Raw genomic sequence first — 11,754 nt, 5'->3', positions numbered from 1 at the left:
CAAATAACCTGGTTTTTTCACGCTATTTACCGCCATTATCTTATTGACAAGCTGTTAGTCTTGACCGCGTAAAAAACCATCCAGGGGAGAGTCATGGCTATACAGGGCATTGAAGGGGTAATCAGTCAGTTGCAGGCAACGGCGATGACGGCCCGTAATCAGAATGTGGCAGAACAACAGCCGACCATCAGCTTTGCGGGGCAACTGCATGCCGCTCTTGACCGTATCAGCGATACCCAGACCGCGGCGCGTACCCAGGCGGAGAAATTCACCCTCGGTGAGCCGGGCGTGGCGCTGAATGATGTGATGGCCGATTTGCAGAAAGCCACGGTTTCCCTCCAGATGGGGATTCAGGTGCGAAATAAACTGGTGTCGGCGTATCAGGAAGTGATGGGCATGCAGGTTTAAGCCCTTTATCTTCGCTGGCAGCCGCAGCGCTTTAATGCCACAATATTTTTTTCTTCGAAAGCAGGAAAGATGATGAAAAAAATAGCAATTGCTGGCGCGCTGCTGGCACTGACCGGGTGCGTACAGGTCGATAACTATCAGGATGTGATTAAGCATCCTGTCCCGGCGCATCTGGCGGGATACTGGCAGTCAAAAGGACCGCAGAGTAGCCTGGTCAGTCCTGAAGCGATTGCCACGCTGGTGGTGACCGAAGAGGGCGATACGCTGGACTGCCGCCAGTGGCAGCGTGTGATTGCCGTGCCGGGTAAAATCATGCTGCGTTCAGACAGCTACTACAACGTTACCCGCAAGCTGGATATCTATCCGCTGGAGCGCGATGGCGCGACGCTTGAGTATGACGGGATGGAGTTGCAGAAGGTTGACCGCCCAACGGTGGAATGTACTGATTACCTGAGCAAAAACCCGCTGGAGAGTAAACTACCGTAGCCGTTTGTTGCCGGGTGGCAGCTTCGCCTGGCCCGGCCTACAAAAGTACCGTCCCGTAGGCCGGGTAAGCGTCAGCGCCACCCGGCATTGTTTCTACAGCGCATCTTCTATTACCCAAACGCTGACACTCCCTCCATTACAGGTAAAGGTGCCTTCGCCATCTGCCGCGGTGGTGACCGTTTCTTCGCGATTGCCGAGGAAATCACGCCACGTTTTGTCGCCGTAATTTTCCCCAAGGCAAATCACTTTCTCGCCGTCGTCGCCGTTCGACATCACTACCACACAGCCGGGATCGTCTTCCGTACCGCTGCGGCTGAAGGCGATGCAGTTAGGATGGTCAAAAAACAGGGTCTGCACGCCGTGGGCAAAACGCTGCCGGGCGAGGATCAGTTCGTGAAGCTGCTCAATGACCGGCATGTCGATGTGGTAGGTCTCGCCATCTCCACCCGTATCGTCATAGCTCGCCCCGAAGAGATCCGGATAAAACACGCTCGGCACGCCGTTTTCCCGCAGCAGGATCAACGCATATGCCAGCGGTTTAAACCAGGCTTCTACCGGTGCTTCCAGCGCCTGCAAAGGTTGGGTGTCGTGGTTAGCGACGAGAGTGACCGCATGGAACGGATCCGCCTCCACCAGCGTACCGGTGAAGATCTGGCTCATGTCATAATCCCGTCCCTGACGAGACGCTTCGTGGAATTTCATCTGCAGGGGAGCATCAAAGAGCATGGTTTTACCGTCGACCTGGTCAATATAGGCCTGCAGCTTATCCACCTCATGGGACCAGTATTCCGCCACAATAAACAGCGGCTGGTCAGCGACGTCCTGGACGTGCTCAATCCACTCTTTATAAAACCAGGCGGGAATATGCTTGACGGCATCCAGACGAAAACCGTTGCAGCCCGTCTGTTCCATGACCCAGCGGGCCCAGTATTTGATCTCTTCGGTGACCGCGTGATTGCGAAAATCAATATTCTCGCCCATCAGATAATCGAAGTTACCCATCTCATCATCAACCTGATCGTTCCAGCCTTCGCCGGTGTAGTCGTTGACGATTTTAAAAATGCCGTCTTCATCCGGGTTTTCAATATGGTCCACGCCGCTGAAGCATTTGTAATCCCAGACGAATTGGGAATATTGCCCGGCCCGGGCAGGGAAGGTATAGCGGGTCCAGGCTTCACACTCAATGATTTCATCATCAATTTGCGTGCGGTCCTGCTCGTTCACGCGCTGAACGCGGACAGGTTCTTTCTCGTCTGCCCCCATCTTGTGGTTCACCACGACGTCCAGCAGCACGGCGATATCATTGCTTTTCAGCGCCTCAATGGCCTCCAGCAACTGCGCTTTGTCACCGTATTTCGTGGCAATACTGCCTTTCTGGTCAAATTCGCCGAGATCGAACAGATCGTATGAGTCATAGCCAACCGAATACCCGCCGGACGCACCTTTATACGCGGGGGGAAGCCAGATCATATTGATGCCGATTTCATTAAGATTAGGGGCTAACGCCGTGACTTCGCGCCACAATTCACCGCCAGCAGGGTAATACCAGTGAAAACATTGTAAAAGTGTTGGGTTGCGCATGCACCATCTCCATGAGGTCGCGAGACTCAAGTATGGCGCAGGTTTGGCAGAAATGCTGGCGTACGAAACGGTTAATGCTCGTACGCCAGTAAAATGGCTAACTGATATCGCTATTACTTTGCGGAACCAGGACATGGCCGCCTTGATTACCGTAGGTGGAGAGAACGGTTTTCTGGATGGAGGATTGCCCAACTAGCTTCGCCAGCTCATCCATTCTGGCTTGCAGCAATGTTTTTACCTGGCCTTCGTTGTCCAGGATCACCCGCAGCGTCGGGCGAAGCTGCTCCTGAATCTGCATCGAAGGTTCACTTTCCTGAGTGAGACGAGCCAGTGAGTGCACCGCATTAACATAGTCGGTTTCACAGATGATCAGATCATCCCATAGCCCCTGCCGGGCCAGTCGCAACATCAACTGGCTCTGCTCAAGGAGTTGCTGATAAAGGGTATAGAGCTGCGGTGCATTACTCATTAGACGGCGTCCTGGACAAGAGTTGGAATACCTGCTGCCTCCTTCCATCCATCCGCAATATTGCGCAGTAAATTCTCCACCTCTTCGATGGCACTGGCATCATTGCGAAGGTTGGCCTGCAGAAGTCGACGAACCATATAGGCATAGAGAGCTATCAGGTTCTGTGTTAGCTCGTCTTTACTCTCTTCATCCAATCCGACCTTCAGGCCATTTTCGATGATATTAATCGCTTTGGAGAGCGCCAGTCCTTTTGCCGGGATATTGCCGTCTTGCAGGAACAGACGCGCGCGAACTAGCGCGCTGAGGGCTCCATCAAATAGCATGATAACCAGATGTTGCTGGCTGGCGCTCATCACCGCGCTTTCAACTTCTATTTTTGCGTAGGCTTGCGTGCCTTTTGCGCCGTACATGTTATCCCCCTCGGGTCTGATTAACGGTTACTACTTGTTGGAAGACGTATTTTCAAACTGTTGTGTTAGGTAGCTGCTGGTGGAGTTCAGGGAGTTCATCATGACGTCCAACTGCGTAAACTGTTCTTTATAACGTGCTACCATAGTGTCGATGCGATCGCTGGCTGCGTTATATTGCTTGGTTAAATTGTTAAGCGTTTTGCTGACGCCATCTTTGGCGGCCTGAATGATGCCGGTGCTGGAAAGCCAACCTGTCAGGTTTGTACCCACGGAGGTGGTGATACCAGATGTTTTACCGTCGCCGACCAGCAGATCTTTGATACCGGCCGCGCTGTTTTTCATTGCCTCGTTAAGCTTGTCATTATCAACTTCCAGCTTGCCGGTGCTCGGATCGGTGGTAATCCCCACCTGGGCCAGCGTTTTGATATTGGAACTGGAGAGAGGGTTGTTAAGAACGCTTTTTAACTGGGTTTGAATAGTGCGCAGGGTACTGTCACCTAACAACGCGCCGTTGCTGTTACTCTGTGCGTCTGAGCCTGCATCCACCGCTGTATATTTTGTCAGGCTGCTAAAGGTGTCTTGCAGAGAATTATATGCAGTAACCCAGTCATTAATCGCTTTGGTTGCTTTGCTGGTGTCGTTGGTGATGGTTAATGTCTGGTTGCCGCTCGTAATATCATTCAGATTTAGCGTGATATCTTCCAGCGCATCGCTGATTGTGTTACTGCTGTTTTCAATGTCGACGTTGTTTACCTTCAACATTGCATTTTGCGCGTTAACGCTTTCCAGCATGCCGTTGCTGGCATCACCTTTCGTGCCGTTGTAACCCATAAAGGATTGCAGCGCCGAATCGCCGCTGACGCTGATGGTCATCGCATTGTCTTCGCCAGTCTCTTTAGAGGTAATGGACAGACGATACTCACCGTTTCCAACGTTAATAATACTGGCGCTTACGCCCGCATCCGCTTTATTGATTGCGTCGCGGATGCCGGTCAGAGACGAGTTTGCTGCGCTGATATCAATAGTGACGGGTTTCTTATCGCCGCCCTGCTGAATGGTGATCTTGCTGTCCGCGGTTGCAATCGCCGATTTGCTGTCGCTTTGCGTTTTAGATGTGGTCAGCGTTTGGGCCTGAGCGAGCTGCGACACGCTAATGGTGTATTTACCCGCGATTGCGCTGCCGGTGGTGGTTGCGCTAAACGCCGTTGAGCTGCTGACAGTGGTGGTTGCAGTAAAGAGGTCCGCTTTACTTAAAGCAGTATTCGCCGTCTGGAAGGACTCCAGAGCACTTTTCAACGTGCCGTAGGCGCTCAGTTTTGCTGTGTAGGAAGACTGCTGTTTAGTGATTGGCGTTAACTGAGCCTTCTGTGCAGCGGTAAGACTATCCAGAATGTCTCCTAACTGCAGACCTGAGCCGACTCCCAACGTAGAAATACTTGCCATATTTATTCCTTAATGTAACGACACGTAGAACGAATAGTGGGGTTATCGGCCTCAACTCAGGAAAGTTTACGGTTAGATTCTTTTTTTTAATGGCGAGAATAGCGCTAATAGAGAAGAGTATTTCTGTGGCTAAAAAAAATGATGCGATCCTGAAAAAAATTCTAAAGGTTGTTTTGGACCAGACGATAACACCTTTGACGGCGATGAAGCCGAAGGGTGGAAACCCAAATCTAATCCACAGATTTGATGAACAACAGGAAACGAAATCATGGCACAAGTCATTAATACCAACAGCCTCTCGCTGATCACTCAGAACAACATCAACAAGAACCAGTCTTCAATGTCTACTGCCATTGAGCGTCTGTCATCCGGTCTGCGTATCAACAGCGCAAAAGATGACGCAGCTGGCCAGGCGATTGCTAACCGCTTCACCTCTAACATCAAAGGTCTGACCCAGGCTGCACGTAACGCCAACGACGGTATCTCCGTTGCGCAGACCACTGAAGGCGCACTGTCTGAAATAAACAACAACTTACAGCGTATCCGTGAACTGACCGTTCAGTCCTCTACTGGTACTAACTCCCAATCTGACCTGGACTCCATCCAGGACGAAATCAAATCCCGTCTGGATGAAATTGACCGCGTATCCGGTCAGACCCAGTTCAACGGCGTGAATGTGCTGGCAAAAGACGGTTCCATGAAAATTCAGGTTGGCGCGAACGATGGTCAGACCATCACTATCGACCTGAAACAAATCGACTCTAATACTCTGAAACTGAGCGGTTTTAACGTTAACGGTAAAGGTGGCGTAGCCAACGCAGTTGCAACTGCTGCTGATATGACCGCTGCTGGCTTTACTTTAGCTGGTAATACGTATACAGGTTCTGCAGGCTTTAAAGCTGCATCTTCTGCCGACGTATTGGGTAGCCTGGCAAATGGTGCAACCGTCACCAGTACTGGCACTGTTGCTGATGGTCTCTCAGGTGCAGCAAATACCTACACCTACGATAAAGCAAACGACAAGTTTACTTTTGGTGTAACAGGCGCAACCTCTGCTCAGGTTCTGAGCTATCTGAACCCAGCTGCGGGCGATACTACCTCAGCTACCGTTACTATCGGTACAACTAAACAAGACGTCATTATTGCTAAAGACGGTACTTTAACCGCTAAAGATGATGGTGCCGCTCTGTATCTGGATACTACCGGCAACCTGACCAAGAACAGCGCGGGTACCCCACCGGTTGCAACACTGGCTGGTCTGCAGGCTAACGGCGGTGGTACTGCGATTGCTTCTTCTATCACCACTGCATCTGGCGAAACCCTGACTCTGACAGGCGGTACGGCTGGTACTATCGATGTTACCAATGCCTCTATCAGCGCTGACAAACTGCAGAGCGGTGCCGCTGCAGCAGGTTACACCACATCTACCGGCTATACCGTTGATAACGCCGGTGCTGTTAAAAGCGGTGCTGCCGATGTTTATGTTGATAATGACGCTGCATTGACTACCACAAATACAGCTACTTATTTCGTTCAGACTGATGGCTCTATCACCAATGGTTCTGGCAAAGTTGCGCATAAAGATGCAAATGGTAAAATCACCACCGACGCTCAAACTGCTACCACTACCACTAAGGACCCACTGAAAGCCCTGGACGACGCTATCAGCTCCATCGATAAGTTCCGTTCTTCACTGGGTGCTATCCAGAACCGTCTGGATTCCGCGGTGACCAACCTGAACAACACTACCACCAACCTGTCTGAAGCGCAGTCCCGTATTCAGGACGCCGACTATGCGACCGAAGTGTCCAATATGTCTAAAGCGCAGATCATCCAGCAGGCGGGTAACTCCGTGTTGGCTAAAGCTAACCAGGTTCCTCAGCAGGTTCTGTCTCTGCTGCAGGGCTAATCGCCTGATAATGCTCAAACCCCGCTTCGGCGGGGTTTTTTATTTAGCGCTATTCGCATAACCCCCCAAATAACCCCTCATTTCACCCACTATTCACCCAATTGAAACCCCTGCAGAATCGGATAATCATGCCGATAACTCAATTAACGCAGGGCTGTTTATCGTGAATTCACTCTATACCGCTGAAGGTGTAATGGATAAACACTCGCTGTGGCAGCGTTATGTCCCGCTGGTGCGTCACGAAGCATTGCGCCTCCAAGTGCGTTTGCCGGCGAGCGTGGAACTTGACGATCTGCTACAGGCGGGCGGTATCGGGTTATTGAATGCAGTTGACCGATACGACGCTCTGCAAGGAACGGCATTTACGACTTACGCAGTTCAGCGTATTCGTGGTGCGATGCTGGACGAACTGCGCAGCCGTGACTGGGTGCCGCGAAGTGTTCGCCGCAACGCCCGCGAAGTGGCGCATGCGATGGGGCAGCTGGAACAGGAACTGGGACGCAACGCAACGGAAACCGAAGTGGCGGAACGTCTTGGCATTGCTGTTGAAGAGTATCGTCAGATGTTGCTCGATACCAATAATAGCCAACTCTTCTCTTATGACGAGTGGCGCGAAGAGCATGGCGATAGCATCGAGCTGGTGACGGATGAACACCAGCAGGAAAACCCGTTACACCATTTAATGGAAGGGAATTTACGCCAGCGCGTAATGGAAGCGATTGAAGCGCTGCCTGAACGCGAACAGCTGGTGTTGACCCTTTATTACCAGGAAGAGCTTAATCTCAAAGAGATTGGCGCTGTTCTGGAGGTGGGGGAGTCGCGGGTGAGCCAGTTGCACAGCCAGGCCATTAAACGCTTACGAACCAAGCTGGGTAAGTTATAGGTGATTTTTTCACCCGAAAAATGCCGCACAACGTATTGACAACCAGGAGTTATCATGACGGTGCAGCAATCAAAAAGACGGCCTTTAAGCCGCTACCTGAAAGACTTTAAACACAGCCAGACGCATTGCGCCCACTGTAAGAAACTACTCGATCGTATCACGCTGGTTCGCCGTGGCGAGATCGTGAATAAAATCGCGATCTCTCGCCTCGACACGTTGATGGACCAAGCGGCGTGGCTCGAAGAGCAGAAAGAGTGGGTGGCGCTTTGTCGTTTCTGTGGCGATCTCCACTGCAAAGAGCAAAGCGACTTCTTCGACATTATCGGCTTCAAACAATTCCTGTTTGAACAAACGGAGATGAGCCACGGCACCGTGCGCGAATATGTGGTTCGCCTGCGCCGCCTTGGACAGCATCTGACCGTTAACAACATCTCTCGCGATCTGCTAAAAACCGGTTATCTGGATGAGAATCTGGAGCCGTGGCTGCCTGCCACCAGCACCAACAACTACCGTATTGCGCTGCGCAAGTATGCGCAATATAAGGTACAAATGCCGGGTGCGATGAAGCAGAAAGGCCACGCCGGAACAACTTCTGATATATATTAAAAAAGAATAAGATGTAGCGCAGTCGCCTTTGACGTCGCAGGCGATTTCTCTACACTACGTAAAAATTCTACGCTATCGGGGTATTTATGAAATTAGCACTTCTGGGTCGTCAGGCGTTGATGGGCGTTATGGCCGTGGCGCTGGTTGCGGGTATGAGCGTGAAAACGTTCGCTGCAGAAAATCTGCTGAACAAAGTAAAAGAGCGTGGAACGCTGCTGGTGGGGCTGGAAGGAACCTATCCTCCGTTCAGCTTCCAGGGCGACGACGGCAAACTGACCGGTTTTGAAGTGGAATTTGCCGAAGAACTGGCAAAACACCTCGGCGTGAAAGCCTCCCTGAAACCGACAAAATGGGACGGTATGCTGGCATCGCTGGATTCCAAACGCATTGACGTGGTGATTAACCAGGTGACCATTTCTGACGAGCGTAAGAAGAAGTATGACTTCTCCACGCCGTACACCGTGTCCGGTATTCAGGCGCTGGTGAAGAAAGGTAACGAAGGCACCATCAAAACCGCGGCCGACCTGAAAGGCAAAAAAGTGGGTGTCGGTCTGGGCACTAACTACGAAGAGTGGCTGCGCCAGAACGTTCAGGGCGTGGACATCCGTACCTATGATGATGACCCGACGAAATACCAGGATCTGCGCGTAGGCCGTATTGACGCCATTCTGGTGGACCGCCTGGCCGCGCTGGATCTGGTGAAGAAAACCAACAACACTCTGGCGGTTGCCGGTGATGCGTTCTCTCGTCAGGAATCCGGTGTTGCGGTCCGTAAAGGTAACGAAGACCTGGTGAAAGCGATCGACGCTGCGATTGCTGATATGCAAAAAGACGGCAGCCTGAAGGCGCTCTCCGAGAAGTGGTTCGGCGCAGACGTCACCTAATAAGTCTTTGACGTGAAAAAAGGCGCTTTTAAAAGCGCCTTTTTTATTTCTTACGCGTCTGCGTGCATAATGAAAAATATCACATTTTGTCTGAGTTACCGGAGAACCCATGTCACTACAGAATTTAACGCGCTTTCCCCGCCTGGAGTTTATCGGCGCGCCGACTCCGCTGGAGTATCTGCCGCGATTTTCTGATTACGTAGGACGCGATATTTTCATTAAGCGCGATGACGTAACGCCGATGGCGATGGGGGGCAACAAGCTGCGTAAGCTGGAGTTTCTGGCCGCGGATGCTCTGCGTGAAGGGGCGGACACGCTCATCACCGCCGGGGCAATCCAGTCCAACCACGTTCGTCAGACGGCGGCAGTCGCGGCGAAGCTTGGTCTCCATTGCGTGGCACTGCTGGAAAACCCGATTGGCACGCGGGCAGAAAATTATCTCACCAACGGTAATCGTCTGTTGCTGGATCTGTTTAATGTGCAGGTGGAGATGGTCGATGCGTTGACCGACCCGACTACCCAGCTCGACGAACTGGCTACGCGCCTCGAAGCGCAGGGTTTTCGTCCTTATGTTATCCCTGTCGGCGGTTCGAATGCGCTGGGCGCGCTGGGTTATGTGGAAAGTGCGCTGGAGATCGCGCAGCAGTGTGAGGGGGCGGTGAGCCTCTCCTCCGTGGTTGTCGCGTCTGGCAGTGCGGGCACGCACGCCGGGCTGGCGGTGGGGCTGGAGCAGCTGATGCCCGAGGTGGAACTGATAGGCGTGACGGTGTCCCGCAGCGTTGCGGATCAGAAGCCGAAAGTGGTCACGTTACAGCAGGCGGTGGCAGAGCAGCTGGCGCTTAAGGCAAAAGCCGATATTCTGCTCTGGGATGACTATTTTGCGCCGGGCTACGGCACGCCTAATGAAGAGGGGATGGAGGCGGTTAAACTGCTGGCGCGCCTTGAGGGTATACTGCTTGATCCGGTCTATACGGGTAAAGCGATGGCCGGGCTTATAGATGGCATTACGCAGAAACGCTTTAAGGATGAAGGGCCGATTTTATTTGTGCACACCGGCGGGGCGCCCGCGCTGTTTGCTTATCATCCTCATGTCTAAAAATCAGGTCGAAAAATAATAATGCAAGAAAGTACACAACTGGTTATTGATTCCCTGCCGTATCTGCTGAAAGGTGCGGTATTTACGCTCCAGCTGAGTATTGGCGGGATGTTCTTCGGCCTCGTGCTGGGCTTCGTGCTGGCCTTAATGCGTATGTCGCCCATTCTGCCGGTACGCTGGCTGGCGCGCTTCTATATCTCCGTGTTTCGCGGTACGCCACTTATTGCTCAGCTCTTTATGATCTACTACGGTCTACCGCAATTCGGTATCGAGCTGGATCCGATCCCGGCGGCGATGATTGGCCTGTCGCTCAATACGGCGGCCTATACCTCTGAAACCCTGCGCGCGGCAATCTCGTCCATTGATAAAGGTCAGTGGGAAGCGGCGGCCAGTATCGGGATGACGCCGTGGCAAACATTGCGTCGCGCTATTTTGCCGCAGGCAGCGCGTGTGGCGCTTCCGCCGCTGAGCAACAGCTTCATCAGCCTGGTCAAAGATACCTCCCTGGCCGCAACGATTCAGGTGCCTGAATTGTTCCGTCAGGCGCAGCTTATTACCTCGCGCACCCTTGAAGTCTTCACCATGTATCTGGCTGCCTCGCTGATTTACTGGGTGATGGCAACGGTGTTGTCTGCTCTGCAAAACTATTTTGAAAACCAGCTTAACCGCCAGGAGCGTGATCCAAAATGAGTGCTATCGACGTTAAAAACCTGGTGAAAAAATTCCATGGTCAAACGGTGCTCCACGGGATCGATCTGGAAGTGGAGCAGGGCGAAGTGGTGGCGATTATCGGGCCGAGCGGGTCGGGAAAAACGACGCTGCTGCGCAGTATTAACCTGCTTGAACAGCCGGAAGGGGGCACCATCCGGGTCGGGGAGATTACGATTGATACCGGTAAATCCATCAGCCAGCAGAAAGGATTAATTCGCCGTCTGCGTCAGCATGTTGGTTTTGTGTTCCAGAACTTCAATCTTTTTCCGCACCGCACGGTACTGGAAAACATTATTGAAGGGCCGGTCATCGTAAAAGGTGAGCCAAAAGAGGACGCGACGGCGCGTGCCCGCGAGCTGCTCGCTAAAGTTGGGCTGGCAGATAAAGAGACCAGCTATCCGCGCCGCCTGTCAGGAGGCCAGCAGCAGCGCGTGGCGATAGCGCGTGCGCTGGCGATGCGCCCTGACGTGATCCTGTTTGATGAACCGACCTCCGCGCTCGACCCCGAGCTGGTGGGCGAAGTGCTGAATACCATTCGCCAGCTGGCACAGGAAAAGCGCACGATGGTCATCGTGACCCATGAAATGAGCTTTGCTCGTGACGTGGCGGACAGGGCCATTTTCATGGATCAGGGGCGGATTGTGGAGCAGGGGCCGGCGAAAAGTTTATTTGCGGATCCTCAACAGCCGCGAACCCGCCAGTTCCTTGAAAAATTCCTCATGCAGTAGCATTTTTGTCCTTATTTGCTCCGGAAATCTTTTCTGGAGCAAATTATTCTCCCTGTTGCCCCGGGCGTCTGCTTTTTTATTCCACCCTACGCAGATAAGCCTTATCAATAGTAAAGTTAATTGTGCTATTGCCGATATTT

The 11,754-nt window shown here is 52.5% G+C and carries 13 protein-coding genes; 9 read left to right on the top strand and 4 right to left on the bottom strand.

Translation table 11 applies throughout. The features are described from left to right. Positions 1-93 precede the first annotated feature (93 nt). On the top strand, positions 94-408 hold the full coding sequence (gene fliE / locus ACOTYN_RS15930) for a flagellar hook-basal body complex protein FliE (RefSeq protein WP_014884391.1): 315 nt from the start codon (positions 94-96) through the stop codon (positions 406-408). 72 nt (positions 409-480) lie between these two features. After that, on the top strand, positions 481-894 hold the full coding sequence (gene yedD / locus ACOTYN_RS15925; RefSeq protein WP_014884390.1) for a lipoprotein YedD: 414 nt from the start codon (positions 481-483) through the stop codon (positions 892-894). A 93-nt stretch (positions 895-987) separates the two neighbouring features. Here yedD and amyA read toward each other — a convergent pair whose 3' ends face one another. The 4 genes from amyA to fliD form a co-directional block, all read right to left on the bottom strand. Then, a complete protein-coding gene (gene amyA, locus ACOTYN_RS15920; protein ID WP_045135352.1) occupies positions 988-2,475 on the bottom strand; it encodes an alpha-amylase in 1,488 nt (495 codons plus the stop codon). Positions 2,476-2,572: 97 nt separating this feature from the next. Further along, positions 2,573-2,944 carry a flagella biosynthesis regulatory protein FliT gene (gene fliT, locus ACOTYN_RS15915; RefSeq protein WP_014884388.1) on the bottom strand — a complete coding sequence of 124 codons (372 nt, stop codon included), beginning with the start codon at positions 2,942-2,944 and terminating at the stop codon, positions 2,573-2,575. Further along, positions 2,944-3,354: a flagellar export chaperone FliS gene (gene fliS / locus ACOTYN_RS15910; protein WP_047027682.1), complete on the bottom strand. Its 411-nt coding sequence runs from the start codon at positions 3,352-3,354 to the stop codon at positions 2,944-2,946. Before fliS ends, fliT begins: the two co-directional genes overlap by 1 nt. 30 nt (positions 3,355-3,384) lie before the next feature. Continuing rightward, positions 3,385-4,797, bottom strand: a complete 1,413-nt coding sequence (fliD, locus tag ACOTYN_RS15905) for a flagellar filament capping protein FliD (RefSeq protein WP_071922098.1) — start codon at positions 4,795-4,797, stop codon at positions 3,385-3,387. 268 nt (positions 4,798-5,065) lie between these two features. Here fliD and ACOTYN_RS15900 point away from each other — a divergent pair, with 268 nt between their 5' ends. From ACOTYN_RS15900 to tcyN, 7 genes are all read left to right on the top strand, one after another. Further along, positions 5,066-6,706, top strand: coding sequence for a FliC/FljB family flagellin (locus ACOTYN_RS15900; RefSeq protein ID WP_071922100.1), 1,641 nt, complete (start codon positions 5,066-5,068; stop codon positions 6,704-6,706). 163 nt (positions 6,707-6,869) lie between these two features. Next, a complete protein-coding gene (locus ACOTYN_RS15895) occupies positions 6,870-7,589 on the top strand; it encodes an RNA polymerase sigma factor FliA (RefSeq protein ID WP_014170714.1) in 720 nt (239 codons plus the stop codon). Between the two features lie 54 nt (positions 7,590-7,643). Beyond that, entirely contained in the window at positions 7,644-8,195 is a 552-nt protein-coding gene (fliZ, locus tag ACOTYN_RS15890) for a flagella biosynthesis regulatory protein FliZ (RefSeq protein ID WP_045269606.1), read from the top strand. 86 nt (positions 8,196-8,281) lie between these two features. Then, a complete protein-coding gene (gene tcyJ, locus ACOTYN_RS15885) occupies positions 8,282-9,079 on the top strand; it encodes a cystine ABC transporter substrate-binding protein (protein ID WP_332957402.1) in 798 nt (265 codons plus the stop codon). Between the two features lie 109 nt (positions 9,080-9,188). Beyond that, entirely contained in the window at positions 9,189-10,175 is a 987-nt protein-coding gene (gene dcyD / locus ACOTYN_RS15880) for a D-cysteine desulfhydrase (RefSeq protein ID WP_332957400.1), read from the top strand. A 21-nt stretch (positions 10,176-10,196) separates the two neighbouring features. Next, positions 10,197-10,865, top strand: coding sequence for a cystine ABC transporter permease (gene tcyL / locus ACOTYN_RS15875; protein WP_332957398.1), 669 nt, complete (start codon positions 10,197-10,199; stop codon positions 10,863-10,865). Continuing rightward, entirely contained in the window at positions 10,862-11,614 is a 753-nt protein-coding gene (gene tcyN, locus ACOTYN_RS15870) for an L-cystine ABC transporter ATP-binding protein TcyN (RefSeq protein WP_176260790.1), read from the top strand. Before tcyL ends, tcyN begins: the two co-directional genes overlap by 4 nt. Positions 11,615-11,754: the final 140 nt, after the last annotated feature.

The sequence above is a fragment of the Enterobacter cloacae complex sp. IR5458 genome (genome assembly GCF_049238025.1).
Classification (GTDB): Bacteria; Pseudomonadota; Gammaproteobacteria; order Enterobacterales; family Enterobacteriaceae; genus Enterobacter; species Enterobacter kobei.
Note: the sequence above shows the minus strand (reverse complement) of the source record. Positions and strands in the feature narration are given on the sequence as shown.